Origin of the sequence: Empedobacter sp. UBA7611, from assembly GCF_002484365.1 — a bacterium.
GTDB lineage: Bacteria > Bacteroidota > Bacteroidia > Flavobacteriales > Weeksellaceae > Empedobacter > Empedobacter falsenii_B.
This window is the reverse complement of record NZ_DLJR01000081.1, coordinates 23,073-40,079: the sequence shown is the minus strand read 5'-3', so window position 1 is coordinate 40,079 and position 17,007 is coordinate 23,073. Positions and strand designations below refer to the sequence as shown.

The window sequence follows — 17,007 nt, the reverse complement described above, 5'->3', positions numbered from 1 at the left end:
AAGAATTTGTTTTAATTTTGAGAAATAATTTGTTTACACAATTCTCAAAAAATAATTCAATTTGATTTCTCAAAGAACGATAGATATAATTTTCGAAACAGCTCGTGTAGAAGAAGTTGTTGGTGATTTTGTTACCTTAAAACGTGCAGGTTCTAGCTTAAAAGGACTCTCGCCTTTTGGTAATGAAAAGACACCTTCTTTTGTTGTTTCGCCTGCCAAACAAATCTGGAAAGATTTTTCTTCTGGAAGAGGTGGAAATGTTGTGACTTTTTTGATGGAAGTTGAACAATTTACTTATCCAGAAGCGTTGCGATGGCTGGCAAAACGTTATAACATCGAGATTGAAGAAGATGGTGAATATACTTTTGAGCAACAACAAGAAGAAAAAGACCGAGAAAGTTTATATATCTTGACTGATTTTGCGAAGAAATTCTTCACTAATCAATTGCATAATTCGGAAGAAGGAAATTTGATTGGATTAAGTTATTTCCGCGAACGTGGCTTTACCAAAGAAACCATCGACAAATTTGAACTTGGTTATTCGCCAAAACAATGGGATGCTTTTGCTGAATATGCCTTAAAAAATGGTTATTCGAAAGAATTGATTGAAGAAGCTGGTTTAGCAACTTTCAAAGAAGATAATAAGAAATATGACAAGTTTCGCGAGCGTGTAATGTTTCCTATTTATAGTTTTTCGGGACGTACGTTGGGTTTTGGTGGACGAATTTTGCGAAATGATGCCAAAGCAGCAAAATATTTAAACTCTCCCGAAAATAAAATTTACCATAAAAGTAAAACGTTATACGGATTATTTCAGGCGAAACAACACATTACAAAAGCTGATCAATGTTTCTTGGTCGAAGGTTATACAGATGTTTTGTCTTTGCATCAAGCCGGAATTCAAAATGTAGTGGCGAGTTCTGGAACAGCACTTACAAATGAACAAATTCGTTTGATAAAACGTTTGACAGAGAACATCATTGTGATGTACGATGGTGATAATGCTGGTATCAAAGCGTCTTTCCGTGGAATTGATATGATCTTGGAACAAGAAATGAATGTCAAAATTCTTTTGTTACCAGAAGGCGAAGATCCAGATTCGTTTGCGAAAAAACATTCGACAACTGAAATCGAAGCGTATATAAAAGAAAACGCATCTGATTTTATTCGTTTCAAAGCAAATGTTTTGTTGGAAGATGCGAAGAATGATCCTATCAAAAAAGCTGAATTAATCAGAGAAATTGTCAAATCGATTTCGCTTATTCCGAATATTATCAAGCAAGAAGTTTACATTGCAGAAACTTCTAAAATAATGGAAATTCGAGAAGAAGTTTTGTTCAAAGAATTGGCTCAATTGCAAAATTCTGGCGATAAATCGACTTTTTCGTCTTCTCATATTACCGATAATGCGCGAACTAAAAAACCTGCTATTTCGGTTGTTCCGTCTACAAAAGAAGTCATCAATGTTCAGCAAACTGTAGAAAATGAAATCATTAAGTTGATTATGCAATTTGGTGATTTAGAAGTTGATTTGAAGAACGAGAACAACGAGCTATATAAAACAACAGTTAACCAAGAAATCATTTCTCAATTTGATGAAAACGAGTTAAGTTTGAGTAATCCACTTTATCAATCTATTTTAGAAGAAGTGAAAGTTGGTTTGGGAAATGATGAATTGCGAACAGGAACTTATTTTTCTCGATTAACCAATCCAGAAATTGTACAGCTTGCTTCGGAAATGATGTTAGAAAAACATAGTTTAAGCGAAAACTGGACAGTAAAGCAAGGCATCAACATTAAGAAAAAAGAAGAATTTGTGCACAAAGATTTATTTGATGTTTTACTTCGCTTCAAAATTATTTACATAGATAATGTGATTAAAGAATTGATGCATCAAACAAAAAATCCTGAATTATCAATCGAAGAAACGAGTCAAATTCTTCAACAAATTATGCATTTTACTGGATTAAAAAATATCTTAAATCAACATCTTAATCGCATCATTTAATTTAACATTTACTTGTTAAAAGATTAAAATGTTGATTAATAAATATTTACGCAATAATTGTAAATAATTCTTAAAAATTTTAATAAGTAACTATATTTTTAACTTATAGTTAACAATTCTTTCTAAAGCTACTAAACATAGACATTTAGGTATCTTTTCTTTTCTAAAAAACATTAGAAAAAACTATGCATGTACAAACAAAATCTATTATGCTTATTTTAGATAAAGATTCAGAAAGAACTAAAGAATGACAAAGAATATTTTAACATTATTAGTAATGCTGATGATTATCCCAATGGCTCAAGCTAAAGGAAAATCAAACTTTTCAATAGAAAATCCGTTACCAGTTGCTATAACTAAAAATTTGAAACTTAATTTAATCAATAAATTTTCAGATTTTAACAAAACAGATAATACTGCGATTTCGGAAATTGTTGAAAAAGCTGGAAAAAAAGTAAGTGGAATTGTATCATGGTATGCTGATAAATTTCACGGTAAAAAAACTTCTAGTGGCGAGTTATATAACAAAAATAACTTAACTGCAGCCCACAAAACTTTACCATTCGGTACAAAAGTCAAAGTAACCAATACAAGTAATGGAAAATCTGTTGTTGTAAAAATAAACGATAGAGGACCACATACAAAATCTCGTTTATTGGATTTGAGTAAAGCAGCGTTTACTTCTATAGGTTCTACTAATGCGGGAACATTGAACGTAGAAATGGAAGTTGTAGAGTAAAACAATTTTTAGATATTAAAAAGAAAAGGATTGAACAATGTTCAATCCTTTTTTATTTTAGTCATCATGATGTTTATGATGTCCTTTCTTTTTATAATAATTTCCATTATTTTTCTTTTGTTGACCTGGTGCATATCGTTTTGCAGATTTATCACCATGTACCTTTTTGTGTTGACCTGGTGGTAAGCTACGATGGTCGTCATATCTCACTTCGTATTTCGGATATTTCTTATACTTCTTTTTGTGTTTATGCTGATGCTCTAACCCATATATAGTTGAGAACCATCACACGATACCAAAAATAAAGCAGCGAAAGCAAAAAAGGCAATCAAGTTGATTTTTTTTAATACTGTTAGTTTCATAATCATATTCATTATATTCATTTTGAGATAAGACAATAACCTTACCAAAAAAGACTTTACAATATTTTAATGAATATACTGATTGGAATAGTATTTGAGAATCAATAATTAAACTATTAAAATTATGAAAGAAAAAATCCAATACCGCTACAAAACAACGAACGAAGCTTTAGACGAACTAAAAGAAAATGGTTTTACTATTGACTATAATATCGAAAAAAATCAATTAAAACAAGCCCCTGAAATCTTTGATATCGTATGCATTTATCGTTACGAAGGAATGTCTGATCCTGATGATGAGTCTTCGGTTTATGGTATAATTAATAATCAAAACGGAGACAAAGGTGTTTACGTGGTTGGAAATCTATCAACAGATGACGATGTCGATCATTTCTTGGTTGATTTGGAAATAAAACGTAGAACAATTCAAGAATAAAATAACAATTATTAATCAAATAAAAAAAGCTCGATGCAAATGCATCGAGCTTTTTAGGTTTTATAACATCTTTCTGATTAGAAAGGATATTCATAAATTTTTGATTCGTGGAAGTAAGGGTGACCTTTTGCTTCTAAGTTTAATTTAGAAACTGCATTCATAACTACGAATGTAAATAATCCTCCGATTCCAACTAATGCTCCAATTTCCATTAAACCAAAGTTGTGGAATGGTCCAACTGCTGCAGGCATAATTTGGTTGTAGAAATCCCAGTAGTGTCCAAAGATGATAACGAATCCCATCGCGAAAACGATTTGGTAACGACGTTTCATGCTTGATGAAATTAAAATCAAGAATGGGGCTACTAAGTTAATGATCAACATCCAGAAATATAATGGGTATTGCGCCATACGTTGTTGGAAGTATTGAGCTTCCTCAGGAATGTTTGCGTACCATTGTAACATGAATTGACAGAACCATAAGTAAGACCATAATAATGAGAAACCGAACATGTATTTTGTTAAATCATGTAAGTGGTTATCATTAAATAATGGTAAAGCGTTCTTTCTTTTTAAGTAGATAGAAATAATTGCCATAATAGAAACCGCAGAAACTAAGTATGAAACCATTCCGTACCACATAAATAATGAAGAGAACCAGTGTGGATCTAAAGACATCACGAAATCCCAAGCAAATGCTGCAGAACAAATTGCGAAAATCACTAAGTAAATTACTGATTTTTTGTACAATTGAGCGTACACTTTTAAGTCTCCGTTTGTCTCATCTAATTTGCGTGTTGCGTTTTTAATTACTGGTAACATTAAAGATAATACTACTAAGTAAATAACACAACGTATTAACCAGAAGTTAGGGCTTAACCAAAGTTGAGCTTTGTTTGCCATGTAGATATCATACTTCTCGCTATCAGGATTTATTAAATCAGCATCCATCCAGTGGAATAAGTGATTCATATGAAAATAAGATCCTAAAACGATGATAGCTACAAGTACAGAACCAACTGGTAAAAATGACGCGATAGCCTCCATAACACGAGATACTACCATAGACCAACCAGCGTTAGCTACGAATTGAATACATAAGAAAAACAAAGCAGATGCCGCAATACCAAACGATAAATAAGCTGGTACATAGAAAGCAGCCCAAGGTCTGTTTTTCAATAAATTTGTCAAATGCTCCATGTGTCCAGCATGATCTGTGTTCATAGATGCATAAGAATCTGAAATGTAGTCACCAAAAAATTGAGTTGGGTGAGCTTCAATCAAACCGTTAATATATTCAGTTGAATTAGCAACATCTTGTTGATGTAAGAAAAATCCTATCCCGTAAAGTACAATACCTATAACAGCTAAGATAAGTGATGCATTTTTTAATCTTGGGGAAAATGTATATTGCATAATAATTAACTTATTTTATTATTTATTAGTTGCTGTTTCAGTTTCTGTTGCAGGTTTTGCTTCAGCAGTAGCGTCTCCAGCAGGAGCAGCGGGAGCTGTAGTAGCACCTTTCAAACTCATTACATATTCAGCAACTCTCCAACGGTCTGCAGGAGTCAATTGAGATGCGTAAGAACCCATCGCATTTTTTCCGTACATAATTACATGATAAACAGAACCTACTGTAACATCTCTTTCGCTATAATTAGGAACACCTGAATAAGCTTTAGATTTTACAATTGAACCTTGTCCATCACCAGCTTCACCGTGACAAACTGCACAATTTTGTCCAAACAATAACTTACCTCTTTCTAAGTCTGCAGCTTTGTTAGCCGCATTCAAAGGAGAAACAGTTACTGCTTTTGCTTGTGCATAACCAGCGTTATTGTTTTTGAAAGTCCATGGTAAAATATCACCATCTGTTCTTGCAACAGCACCTTCTACAGATTCTAATGCAGACATATTATGATTTTTACTTAATACAGGAACTTCAGAGTTTTCTTCGTCATGAGGGTAACCAAAAGTTGCCTTTTCATAAGGATCATATGCCGTAGGATAATACATATCTGGCATATATACGATACTTGCGTGACGTTTTTTATCAGAACAAGAAGTGATAATAATACTTCCTAATCCTATAAGTAATGCTATCTTTTTCATTATGCTTCTTGTACTAAATTGTTAACACTTGGTTCTACGACTACATCACCTTTTACAGTTACTTCTTCAGCACCAGTTTCTACAAATACATTTTTGATTTTCTCAACATCAGCTGTTCTGATTTCGATTAAGAATTTATCATCTGTTGTACGTGGATCTGGGTTTTTAGCTTTAGCACCTGGGTACATTTTGTTACGCACTAAGTATGTTAATGACATAAAGTGCGCTGCACAGAATACTGTCAACTCGAACATAATAGGAACGAAAGCTGGCATATTCTCACCCCAAGAAAAAGATGGTTTCCCTCCAATATCTTGAGCCCAGTCATGGTTCATAATAAACCATGTCATCAAAGATGCTAACGTTGTACCAAATGCACCGTAGAAGAAAGCAAGGTCAGAAATACGAGTTTTCTTTAATCCTAAGGCTTTATCTAAACCGTGTACAGGGAAAGGTGTATATACTTCATCTATCGTAATACCTTGTTTACGAATAGATTTTACTGCTTTTAATAAATCATCATCGTCTCCGTAAAGACCATAAACGATTTTAGTGTTCGTGATGCTCATCTTCAGTATGATGTTTTTTATAGCTTTCGCCTGATGATTTCAAAATAGTTTTTAATTCAGATTGTGAAATAACTGGGAATGTACGTGCGTACAATAAGTATAACACAGAAAAGAATCCCATAGTACCTAAGAAGATACCTACGTCTACCCATGAAGGCATAAACATTGTCCAGCTCGATGGTAAATAGTCACGAGATAAGTTGATAACGATAATATCAAAACGCTCGAACCACATACCGATGTTAACTACAATAGAGATAACGAATGTCCAGAAGAAGTTTCTTCTGATTGGACGAATCCATAATAATCCTGGTACTAAAACGTTACAGATAATTAACGCCCAGAATGCCCACCAATAAGGTCCTGTTGCTGCTCCTGGAGAAAAGTATGTAAAGTCTTCGTAACGAGATCCTGAATACCAAGCGATCCATAACTCTGTTAAGTATGCTACTGCAACCATACCACCTGTTACAACGATTACAATATTCATGTACTCGATGTGTTTACGTGTGATATAATCTTCGTAGTGTAAAACTTTACGCATTACACTTAATAATGTTTGTACCATCGCGAAACCAGAGAAAATAGCTCCGGCAACGAAATATGGAGGATATACTGTTGAGTGCCATCCTTTGATTACCGACGTTGCGAAGTCAAAAGATACAATCGTGTGTACCGAGAATACTAATGGTGTACATAAACCAGCTAATACCAAAGATAACTCTTCGAAACGTTGCCAGTGTTTTGCTCCACCACCCCATCCGAATGATAAGATTCCGTAGATTTTCTTAGCGAATGGTTTTGTTGCACGGTCACGTACCATAGCGAAGTCAGGAATTAATCCCATCAACCAGAAAACTGTTGATACAGAGAAATACGTAGAAATCGCGAATACGTCCCATAATAATGGTGAGTTAAAGTTAGGCCATAAAGATCCAAATTGGTTAGGAATTGGGAATACCCAGTACATTAACCATGGACGACCCATGTGAATTACAGGGAATAACGCTGCCTGTACAACGGCGAAGATCGTCATGGCTTCCGCAGAACGGTTAACCGACATTCTCCATTTTTGACGGAATAATAATAAAACGGCTGAGATTAACGTACCAGCGTGACCGATACCTACCCACCATACGAAGTTGGTGATATCCCATCCCCAGTTAATCGTTCTATTCAATCCCCATACACCAATACCAGTTCCTACTGTATAAGCAATTGCTCCAACACCAAAGATGAATGCAACCATTGCTATACTGAAACATGTCCACCACAATTTACTTGCTGGCGTCTCAATTGGACGAGCAATGTCTACTGTGATATCGTGGTAGGTTTTATGTCCTAAAATAAGGGGTTCTCTTACCTGTGATTCGTAATGTGACATATTTGTTTACCTTATTAATTCTTTACTAATTTAATTAAGCTTGTTCTTTTCTGTTTCTAACTTTTACTTGATAGATAACGTTTGGTTTTGTACCAATTTCTTCTAATAAAACATAAGAACGTTTATCTTTTGAAGCTGCTCTTACTTCAGATTTATCATCATTGATATCACCAAATTTCATCGCACCTGTTCCACAAGCAGCAGCACAAGCAGCAGCAGCCATAAACTCTTCGTCTTTAACTACTCTATTCTCTTTCTTAGCTTTTAAGATTGCAGCTTGAGTTTGTTGGATACAGAATGAACATTTCTCAATTACTCCTCGTGTACGTACAACAACGTCTGGGTTAAGTACCATACGACCTAAATCATTGTTCATGTGGAAGTCATATTTGTCATTATTCGCCCAGTTAAACCAGTTGAAACGACGTACTTTGTAAGGACAGTTATTTGCACAATAACGAGTACCAACACAACGGTTATAAGCCATCATGTTTTGACCTTGACGACCATGAGATGTTGCACCTACTGGACACACAGTCTCACAAGGAGCGTGGTTACAGTGTTGACACATTAATGGTTGGAAAATCACATCTGGATTTTCAGCCTCTGGCTTAATTAAACGTGTATATTGTTGTGGTTCGTTATCTGGATCAGATTCTAACGCAACTTTTTGAGTTAATTTTCCATCTTTATCTTGGTAAGTAACATCAGAGTAGTAACGGTCAATTCTTAACCAATACATATCTCTCGACATACGCATTTGCTCTTTACCAACAGTTGGCACGTTGTTTTCTGCTTGACAAGCAATTACACACGCTCCACATCCTGTACAAGAATTCATATCAATTGTTAAATTGAAGTGAGGTCCTGTAGAACGATCAAAACTAGCCCATAAGTCAACTTCACCTACTGGAGAATCTCCTCTCCATGTTGGCATCTTCGCAACTGGATTCCATTCTTGACGATCTGTGTTGATGAAATCTGCTAAAGAAACTTCTCTTGCGATTTCGTAACGTCCCATCAATGTTGGTTGTTGTTGCATGTTAGCAAATTCGTGTTTATCTGAACGAGAAGATTTCTCGATCTTAACATTAGATGCACCTACGTTACCAGTGTATAATGCGAAAGCATTAACCCCTACATTGTTTGCAACTTTACCAGCTTTTGTTCGACCGTAACCGAAAGCTAAACCTACAGTTCCGATTGCTTGACCTGGCTGAATGAATACTGGAACGTTTTCTAAAACTACTCCATTAACAGTTAAGTTTACATACTCACCGTCAAATTGCATTCTTCCGTTTGTAACGTTATAGTTATCTTGAATTTTGATTCCTAATTTTTCCGCATCATTTGGATTAACTGTTAAATAGTTATCCCAAGAGTTACGTGTAATTGGATCTGGTAATTCTTGTAACCAAGGATTATTTGCTTGTGTACCATCACCTAAACCAGCTTTAGAATAGAATTGAATTTCCCATTCTGTTGCTTTAGCTCCAGCTAATTTTGTAGCAGCCGCAGCAGCAACACCAGTGTTAGCATTAAATGCAGAAGTTTCAGTCGCTTCATTATAACCATTGTATAATGCTTTGTTGAAATCTACACCTAATTTTGGTAAAATAGCTGATTCCCAGTTTTGTTTTACATATAAGTAATATGGAGAAACTTTTTGTCTTGTTGCAGAAACCGCCATCACCATAATTGGATCATTTGGATCTTCTACTTCTGTAACTTTAGTAACTCCTGTCATCCATGCGATTAATGAATCTTGGAATTGACGAGAATCAAAAATACGTGGAATTGTTGGTTGTTGTAATGAATATACACCTGTTAATGGGTTGAAATCATTCCAAGACTCTAAACCGTGAGTAACTGGAGCAATAACGTCCATTACTGATGCAGTTTCGTCTAATTTTTCAACTAAACCAACTTTAAGTCCAATGTTTTTAAAAGCTCCTTCAATTTCTTTTGCATTTTTAGCATTGTAAATTGGATTTGTTTGGAAGTTTAATAAAACTCCAACTTGTCCAGCTTTAGCTTCAGCAACAAATTGATTAAATACAGCGTCGTTAGACTCTTTTAATAAAACAGCTTTATCAGAAACTGCAGCTGATCCTAATAATTGGTTAATTGCAAATGCAATTGCGTATGCTTCTTTCGAACCATCTGCCATTACTACAGCTTTAGAACCTTTTGCTGTTAATTCAGCAGCAATAGCTAATGCTTCTTTAGAAGAAGCTGAACCACCTGCTAATTTATTATAAACTTCAGCCAATACTTTTTCAGTATCAGTTGGTTTTAATGGATAACGTGTATCAGCATTTGCTCCTGTTAAAGATAAAACAGATTCTACTTGGATGTGACGCATCATGTTTGCTCCTGGTTTACGAGCAACACCATAATCACCTTCCATTCCACCACCATTGTAATCACCTAAGAAATCTGCGTTGAAAGAAACAACTAATTCAGCATTCTTAAGATCATAGAATGGCAATTCTCTTTTTCCGTAAACTTCTTGCGCTGCGTCTAATGCATTCGTAGAAGAAATTGCATCATAAACAACGTGTTGAGTTGTTGGATATTTTGTTGCAAACTCAGCAATCAACTTTTTAGTTGTTGGTGAAGGTAAAGAAGAAGTTAAAATAACTACTTTTTTCCCTCCTACTGATGCTAATGCTTTTGTTACACGTGCATCAAGCTCTTTCCAAGATGTTGCTTTGAAGTTATCACCTGCGTTTGTTAAAGGTGATTTTATTTTATCAGAATCGTATAATGATAATACAGATGCCTGAACACGTGCATTTGTAGAACCATAATATTTTGCGCCTTTGTTTGCATCAATTCTAATAGGACGACCTTCTCTTGTACGTACTAATACGTTCGCGTAATCGTATCCATCAAAAACTGTTGATGCATAATAAGTAGGTACACCAGGCATAATGTTTTCTGGTTTCACTACATAAGGAACAGATTTTACGATTGGAGCTTCACAGGCTGCTAAAGTAACAGCAGCTGTACTGAACCCTAAAATCTTCAAAAAGTCACGTCGTGAAGTTTGACTATTCTCCATGGCGTTATCATTCCCTAAGAAATTATCTACAGGAATTTCTTCTGCAAATTCGTTGGTAGTTAACTTTTCATTTAATGTATTGTCAGTTAACTCCTCAAAACTTTTCCAGTAATTTTTCTTCGAAGCCATTTATACTCCTCTCTTTTTTATATTAATAATGACATTTACCACACTCTAAACCTCCGATAGCATCAACTGTAATCTTAGTTGCGTCACCGTACTGTTTTTTCAGTTTTTCGTGTAGTTCTGCGTAATATTCTTTGTTATACTCGTTGTCCATATCTACCTCAGTAGTTCTGTGACACTCGATACACCATCCCATTGTGAAATCATTCGCCATTTTTACTTCGTTCATTTCATCAACACGTCCGTGACATGCGAAACAAACTTGGTCTCCTGATCCAATGTTCAATTCTTTAGCATTTGGAATAGTTCCATCTTTAATTGCTTTCTTAATCGCTTTCTCTCCTGCTACAACGTGTTGCGCGTGGCTAAAGAATACGAAATCTGGCATATTGTGGATACGTACCCATTCGATTGGTTTTTGTGGACCATCGTATTTGTTCGTTTCTGGATTCCATCCAATCGCTTTATACATTTTTTGGATTTCTCCTGTATAGAAGTTCTTAACCGCCTCCTCATCAGCGAATTTACCAGAAGTGATTAATTCTTCTTCGAAGTAATCTCCTTTGTATTCTTTGATTGTTTTGTGACAGTTCATACATACGTTTGGTGAAGGAATTCCAGACACTTTACCGTATTTAGCAGAACTGTGACAGTACTGACAGTCGATACCTTGTACACCTGCGTGAACTTTGTGAGAGAAATAAATTGGTTGTTCTGGCTCGTAACCTTTATCAACACCAATTCCCATTAATCCCCAATACACGTTGTACAATGCAAAGAATGCTAATACTGCGATTAACACACCACCAACTTTTTGGTATTTCTGAAAGAATTCAGCAAAAGAAAAAGCTACTCTTTCAGTTTCTGCATTTAATTCCTCTGTAGCTGTCGCTTTAACTAATGCATTAACGCGAACCAAGATCCACAATAATAATACCGCTAAAACAACAAAACCTACTGCAATTACTCCTGAATTAGCTCCACCTCCTTGTGCAGCCTCAGCAGCTTTTTTCGCAGCGGCTTCTTTCTTTTTCGCAGCTTTAGCTTCTTCAAAAGCCTTAACTCCTGCATCAGGATCAGCTGTATATGCTAAAATATTATCAATATCACCTTCTGATAAGTTAGGGAAAGCTAACATTTCAGTGTTATTGTAATCAGCATAAATTTTGTTTGCATACGCATCTCCTGATTCACGCAAAGCTTTGTTGTCCTTAATCCAAGCGTGTAACCACTCTTTTCCAAGTCCAGCTTCTTCTTGTACGCGTTTCTCAACATTACGTAATTCCGGCCCAATTAATTTACCATCAATCTGGTGACATGCAGTACAGTTGGCTTCGAATAATTCGTAACCTTTTCCTGCATCTTGGGCATTTGCTAGGGAGAACGTCGATAGTATTATCGCGCAGCTCCATAAACGTATTCTTTTTAGAAATCTTGCCTTCATTTACTTAAATAATCTCAGTTCGTTGTTTCTTTTAACTCGTTTTTATTTGAACACTTAACTAACAGCAAAAATAGCTTCAATACTTAATAAAATCATAAAGTTTACATACTGAACTTTGTCATTGAGCTTAATTTAAAACGTTTCTAAATTAATTGTTAAAAAATATCACTGTATAAATATTATCTATTTGATTTGATAGAAAAGATTTAGAACAAGAAAAATTACTATTTAACATAATTTAAAAAAATAATCATTGTTGTTTTTATTACAATCTGCCAATCAATTTTACGAAACGACAATAAAATATTTGTTAGTTGAAAAAAATTGGAACAATATTCGTTGTAAGAAAATAAAAGTCTATAAAATTTAATAACTTAATTGTAAAAAGTATATTTGCACAAATTAATTTCATCTTATGAAAAAATTTATCTTTTTATTCCTTATTACTTTTTCTTCTTGCGTTTTTGCTCAAGATAAAATTGATACCGTTCAAATTATCAACAATGGTACATTGAATATGGAAATTGATAGTAGAATAAATAATGTATTAAAAGCAAAAGAAGACGCTGTTTGTAGTTATACCACTACTGTAAAGAAACCGACAGAGAAAAAACCAGTTATACAATCTAATGATCCTTGCGCAGGCACACCACAAGTGAATGGTTTCAAAATTCAGATTTATTATTCGAAAGATAGAAAAGATGCAGAGAAGGTAAGAAATGAATTTGCGCGTTCCTATCCAGACTTATCATCACAAACAGCTTATTTTTCACCAGATTATCGCGTTTTAGTTGGAGATTATTTTACAAGAGCTTCAGCTACGAAAGATATTCGTCGTTTGAAATCAAAATATAATAGTGCATTTTCTATTCCGTTCAAGGTTTTATGTAGAAAAGCAAAATAATATTATTTTATAAAAAGGAAAATGTATCCTTATCACAACAAAATAAAACAACGAATAAAGAATGGTGAATTAATTTCGTTTGAATTTGTAGAAAAATATAAAAATATTTCTCCATGTTTAGTTTTATTTTTCAAAACAGAACCTTTTATACGACCTATTCGCGAGCATCGTTTTTCTGAATATAGACAATTACTAAAAATAGAAAACGATTAACTTCTTTTACAGATTTAAAATTTATTCGAAAACATAAAAAAAGCGTTATCAATAATCTTGGTAACGCTTTTTTATTTTTTAATGGTAATATTTAGTAGTCGATTCATAAGTTAAAATTTAGTTTTTGAGAATAACTCCTCTTCCTTCTATTTCTAACTGAATTAAAATCGATGCTAAATTAGTTTGTACAAATCCTAAATTACCTGCAACTAAAACACCTTTTTCTCCAGTCGAAATTTTCTCGATTCCATAAACACTCGATTCATCTTCGGGGCTCGAATTCCCTTCATAACGATAGATGTAAATAATTCTAAAATCGTGCGGATGATCAATCAAATCACTTTCTAATAAATTAAAATCTTCTTGATATCCTTTTTCAGCAAGTTTACGTAACGCAACACTTGACGTTTCATAATTAAATTGCCTTCTTTCAAACATAAAATTTACTTTTACTTGGTTAATACTTATAAATCTAATCAATTAATAAACAGAAAGTTGTTAAACATTCGTTAAGTATTTAAGTGCATAAAAAAATTAACATACTTAATGACTTATTGTATTCAAAATAAGTTCTTATTTTTGACAAAAAGATACAATGATTTTAGAAAAATTAAACCAAAACGAAGCTAATTTTGCTGATGTTATTGCGCATATTGAAGAAAATTATCTTTATACAGCTTCTGCTTTTGTAAATGGAAATCAGGAAAATGCTGTGGATCAAAATCAAGGAAGTGCGAAGGTTTTTGCTTTTGCAAAATTGAATAATTTCTCTGAAGATGATACCTTAAAATTATTTGCAGAACATTATCAAGCTGTATTAGATTCGCCAGAAGGAACTGATCACAATAATATTCGTCAATTTATGCAAAACGGATGGAAAGGTGTGACATTTGAAAACGAAGTGTTGACAAAAAAATAAACTCAAAAAAAAAACGTCTTACAAAATGTAAGACGTTTTTAATTCAACTAAAAAGGAGCCATAAAACTAATCGTATAATGATCGATGGTTTTTCCCTTCAAATCTTTTAATTCTAAAATAACTGGAACTTTGTAAGATTTCAGTTCTCTTTTAGGAATTTTAATATCTATTAAACCTTGCTTTAATTTTCCTTCATCTATTTGTATATATTGATTTGGTTCTACTAACAAAACAGTTTTTCCACCTTTAAAACCATTTACACGAACAACTAATTTATATGGTTCGTTGGTTTTATTCATCAAACTGTATTGCATTGTATTAATAATATAATCACCTTCTACGACATAATCTTTTCCTGGAACTTGTAGAAACTTCACTTCGACATCACTTCTATTTAACATAAACACCGTCATTGCTCCTATCATTGCAACCAATACAAATGTAAAAGCAATTAATCTTGCAGTAATCTTAAATGATTTTCCTTGTTCGATATTTTCTTCAGAAGCATAACGAATCAATCCTGTCGGAAGATTAATCTTCGTCATAATATCATCACAAGCATCCATACATGCAGTACAGTTTACACATTCTAATTGCGAACCATTTCTAATATCAATTCCAGTAGGACAAACCGCTACACATTGACCACAATCTATACAATCACCTTTTCCTACAGCAATTCGATCTTCTCCTTTTCTAAATTTAGAGCGTCCGTTTGTATTTTCACCTCTTTTGAAATCATACGAAACTTGAATTGTTTTTTTATCAATCAAAACTCCTTGAAATCTTCCGTAAGGACATACCAACGTACAAACCTGCTCACGAAACCAAGCGAAAACAAAATAGAAAAAAATACTAAAAATAAATGTTCCCAATAATAAACCTCCATGCTCTGATGGACCTTCGGTAATTACTTTGATCAATTCATCCATTCCGATGATATATGCCAAAAATATATTCGAAAAGAAAAACGAAATAATGTAAAATATCGTCCACTTTCCTCCTCTTTTCAAAATTTTTTCTTCGTTCCAATCTTGTTTATCCAAACGAATTTGTTTGCTTCTATCACCTTCTATCCAGTATTCAATTTTTCTGAAAACACTTTCCATAAAAATGGTTTGAGGACATAACCATCCGCAAAATAATCGTCCATAAACTGTTGTAAATAATATAATAAAAACAACACTAACAATCATCCCGAAAGCAAGTAAGAAAAAATCTGTTGTAAAAAATGGATAACCAAAAAGAATGAAATTCGTATTGAACACATCAAATTTGAAAATAGGATTTCCATTTGGTAATTTTATAAAGGGTAACCCAACTAATAAAAGCAATAGAACTGAGGAAACAATTGTTCGATAATTAGTGTATCTCCCAGAAGGTTTCTTCGCATACACCCATTTTCGAGTTCCTTTTTTATCCATTGTTGCGACTTCTGTTCTGAATTGCTCATTCTCTTTTTCAAAACCAAGTTGCGTTGAATCTTGTTTTATATCACTCATATACCTTCTACTTAATATCTATGCAAATTTACCGTTACAATCAGGTTAGAGCTTGGCACTATTTATGGTATTTATGGTAATATTTACGGATTGATATAAATCATTAATTTATAAATATTTACCAAATAAAAACATAAACCACCTATTATGAAAAACTTACTAAAGCTACTAGTATTTTCTATTTGTATTTGTATTTGTATTTGTACTTTTTTACAAAAAATATACACAATAAAAATGTGACTCAGTTCGCAATTTATCCAAGATGTGAAGAAAAAACAGATAATTACGTAGAATGTTTTAACATGAAATTGAGTCATGATGTTGAAGAAAGATTATCCAAAATAAAACCTGCTTTAATTAACGAAAATCCTGTAAAAGTGAGTTTTAATATTCCAGTAAACTACAATTTAAAGTAACTACGAATAATATTGTTTTCTAAATTGTTCTGGCGTAAACTCAGTGTATTTTTTGAAGAATTTCACAAAATAAGAAGCATCCTGAAAATTGAGTAAATACGCAATTTCTGTGACCGAAATTTCTTTATTTACCAACAAACGTTTTGCTTCTAAAACAATGCGACTTCTTATTAATTCACCTGCCGAAGTAGCTAACACATCTTTGCAAAGTGCATTCAAATGATTGGGTGTGATGTACAACAATTCGGCATACTCTTTTGGTAATTTTTTGATCTTGAAATTTTGTTCAATAAGTGACTGAAAATTATGCAACAACACCGATTGATAATCGCTTGTTTTGATATTTACGCCTTCCAAACTTCGTTCAATATCAATAAATAAATTCATCAAATGAAAACCAATTTTTAAATTCGAGAATTGATTATTTTCTTGATTTTCATTTATCATTTCTTCAAAATAACTTGAAATTTTTTCTTGTACATCTGGCGAAATTTCAACCACATGATCTTTCACCAAAATAGATTGTAAAAATCTAAATTTCTGTAAAATGGAAGAATTAATTCCAATCCAATCGAAAAAATTATCAAAGAAATTCACGACAAATCCATCATATTCTTCCTTAAAATACCATTGATGCACTTGCCCTGGTTTCATAAAATACATTGTTCCAGATTTTGCCTCAAATTTCTCAAAATCGATCAAATGCTCGCCACTACCTTCTGTAAAATAGACCAAATGGTAATAATTATGACTGTGAACTTCCTGTAAATGTGGATTACTATCAACATAACCTCTAAAACGATC

15 protein-coding genes are annotated in these 17,007 nt (G+C 33.3%); 5 read left to right on the top strand and 10 right to left on the bottom strand.

What is annotated here, in order from left to right; all coding sequences use genetic code 11:
- The first annotated feature begins 61 nt into the window (after positions 1-61).
- Positions 62-2,008 carry a DNA primase gene (gene dnaG, locus B3R94_RS13775; protein WP_291101530.1) on the top strand — a complete coding sequence of 649 codons (1,947 nt, stop codon included), beginning with the start codon at positions 62-64 and terminating at the stop codon, positions 2,006-2,008.
- A gap of 247 nt (positions 2,009-2,255) precedes the next feature.
- Positions 2,256-2,747 carry a septal ring lytic transglycosylase RlpA family protein gene (locus B3R94_RS13770; RefSeq protein ID WP_221408230.1) on the top strand — a complete coding sequence of 164 codons (492 nt, stop codon included), beginning with the start codon at positions 2,256-2,258 and terminating at the stop codon, positions 2,745-2,747.
- A 57-nt stretch (positions 2,748-2,804) separates the two neighbouring features.
- Here the strand turns inward: B3R94_RS13770 and B3R94_RS13765 are convergent, their stop codons facing one another.
- Positions 2,805-2,957 carry a hypothetical protein gene (locus B3R94_RS13765; RefSeq protein WP_181816345.1) on the bottom strand — a complete coding sequence of 51 codons (153 nt, stop codon included), beginning with the start codon at positions 2,955-2,957 and terminating at the stop codon, positions 2,805-2,807.
- A 276-nt stretch (positions 2,958-3,233) separates the two neighbouring features.
- Between B3R94_RS13765 and B3R94_RS13760 the strand changes: the two genes are divergently transcribed.
- On the top strand, positions 3,234-3,545 hold the full coding sequence (locus B3R94_RS13760; RefSeq protein WP_114999479.1) for a hypothetical protein: 312 nt from the start codon (positions 3,234-3,236) through the stop codon (positions 3,543-3,545).
- 77 nt (positions 3,546-3,622) lie between these two features.
- Here the strand turns inward: B3R94_RS13760 and B3R94_RS13755 are convergent, their stop codons facing one another.
- From B3R94_RS13755 to B3R94_RS13730, 6 genes are read right to left on the bottom strand one after another with little or no spacing between them, the layout of a single operon-like run.
- Positions 3,623-4,960: a hypothetical protein gene (locus B3R94_RS13755; RefSeq protein WP_125349738.1), complete on the bottom strand. Its 1,338-nt coding sequence runs from the start codon at positions 4,958-4,960 to the stop codon at positions 3,623-3,625.
- 18 nt (positions 4,961-4,978) lie between these two features.
- Positions 4,979-5,659 carry a c-type cytochrome gene (locus B3R94_RS13750; protein ID WP_038336922.1) on the bottom strand — a complete coding sequence of 227 codons (681 nt, stop codon included), beginning with the start codon at positions 5,657-5,659 and terminating at the stop codon, positions 4,979-4,981.
- Entirely contained in the window at positions 5,659-6,228 is a 570-nt protein-coding gene (locus tag B3R94_RS13745) for a DUF3341 domain-containing protein (protein WP_221627898.1), read from the bottom strand. Before B3R94_RS13745 ends, B3R94_RS13750 begins: the two co-directional genes overlap by 1 nt.
- A complete protein-coding gene (gene nrfD, locus B3R94_RS13740; RefSeq protein WP_038336919.1) occupies positions 6,209-7,612 on the bottom strand; it encodes an NrfD/PsrC family molybdoenzyme membrane anchor subunit in 1,404 nt (467 codons plus the stop codon). The genes B3R94_RS13745 and nrfD overlap by 20 nt, the downstream gene beginning before the upstream one ends.
- A 34-nt stretch (positions 7,613-7,646) precedes the next feature.
- Positions 7,647-10,808 carry a TAT-variant-translocated molybdopterin oxidoreductase gene (locus B3R94_RS13735; RefSeq protein ID WP_291067803.1) on the bottom strand — a complete coding sequence of 1,054 codons (3,162 nt, stop codon included), beginning with the start codon at positions 10,806-10,808 and terminating at the stop codon, positions 7,647-7,649.
- Between the two features lie 22 nt (positions 10,809-10,830).
- A complete protein-coding gene (locus B3R94_RS13730) occupies positions 10,831-12,249 on the bottom strand; it encodes a c-type cytochrome (protein ID WP_038336916.1) in 1,419 nt (472 codons plus the stop codon).
- Positions 12,250-12,664: 415 nt separating this feature from the next.
- Between B3R94_RS13730 and B3R94_RS13725 the strand changes: the two genes are divergently transcribed.
- The gene (locus B3R94_RS13725) at positions 12,665-13,153 is read left to right on the top strand and encodes an SPOR domain-containing protein (RefSeq protein WP_038336913.1); all 489 of its coding nucleotides are present in this window, start codon (positions 12,665-12,667) and stop codon (positions 13,151-13,153) included.
- A gap of 330 nt (positions 13,154-13,483) precedes the next feature.
- Here B3R94_RS13725 and B3R94_RS13720 read toward each other — a convergent pair whose 3' ends face one another.
- Positions 13,484-13,804, bottom strand: coding sequence for a hypothetical protein (locus B3R94_RS13720; protein WP_038336909.1), 321 nt, complete (start codon positions 13,802-13,804; stop codon positions 13,484-13,486).
- Positions 13,805-13,961: 157 nt separating this feature from the next.
- Between B3R94_RS13720 and B3R94_RS13715 the strand changes: the two genes are divergently transcribed.
- The gene (locus B3R94_RS13715; RefSeq protein WP_038336908.1) at positions 13,962-14,285 is read left to right on the top strand and encodes a HopJ type III effector protein; all 324 of its coding nucleotides are present in this window, start codon (positions 13,962-13,964) and stop codon (positions 14,283-14,285) included.
- 47 nt (positions 14,286-14,332) lie between these two features.
- Here the strand turns inward: B3R94_RS13715 and ccoG are convergent, their stop codons facing one another.
- Complete coding sequence (gene ccoG / locus B3R94_RS13710) at positions 14,333-15,787, bottom strand: cytochrome c oxidase accessory protein CcoG (protein ID WP_038336906.1); 1,455 nt, start codon at positions 15,785-15,787, stop codon at positions 14,333-14,335.
- 416 nt (positions 15,788-16,203) lie between these two features.
- Positions 16,204-17,007 (bottom strand): AraC family transcriptional regulator (locus B3R94_RS13705; protein WP_291101524.1); only part of this gene is annotated, 804 nt, incomplete at its 5' end.

Coding starts and splice junctions, on each gene's coding strand:
- B3R94_RS13760 (WP_114999479.1), top strand. CDS start 3,234: ATGAAAGAAAAAATCCAATACCGCTACAAAACAACGAACGAAGCTTTA.
- B3R94_RS13725 (WP_038336913.1), top strand. CDS start 12,665: ATGAAAAAATTTATCTTTTTATTCCTTATTACTTTTTCTTCTTGCGTT.
- B3R94_RS13730 (WP_038336916.1), bottom strand. CDS start 12,249: ATGAAGGCAAGATTTCTAAAAAGAATACGTTTATGGAGCTGCGCGATA.
- B3R94_RS13720 (WP_038336909.1), bottom strand. CDS start 13,804: ATGTTTGAAAGAAGGCAATTTAATTATGAAACGTCAAGTGTTGCGTTA.
- ccoG (WP_038336906.1), bottom strand. CDS start 15,787: ATGAGTGATATAAAACAAGATTCAACGCAACTTGGTTTTGAAAAAGAG.
- B3R94_RS13755 (WP_125349738.1), bottom strand. CDS start 4,960: ATGCAATATACATTTTCCCCAAGATTAAAAAATGCATCACTTATCTTA.
- B3R94_RS13750 (WP_038336922.1), bottom strand. CDS start 5,659: ATGAAAAAGATAGCATTACTTATAGGATTAGGAAGTATTATTATCACT.
- nrfD (WP_038336919.1), bottom strand. CDS start 7,612: ATGTCACATTACGAATCACAGGTAAGAGAACCCCTTATTTTAGGACAT.
- B3R94_RS13745 (WP_221627898.1), bottom strand. CDS start 6,228: ATGAGCATCACGAACACTAAAATCGTTTATGGTCTTTACGGAGACGAT.
- B3R94_RS13735 (WP_291067803.1), bottom strand. CDS start 10,808: ATGGCTTCGAAGAAAAATTACTGGAAAAGTTTTGAGGAGTTAACTGAC.
- B3R94_RS13770 (WP_221408230.1), top strand. CDS start 2,256: ATGACAAAGAATATTTTAACATTATTAGTAATGCTGATGATTATCCCA.
- B3R94_RS13715 (WP_038336908.1), top strand. CDS start 13,962: ATGATTTTAGAAAAATTAAACCAAAACGAAGCTAATTTTGCTGATGTT.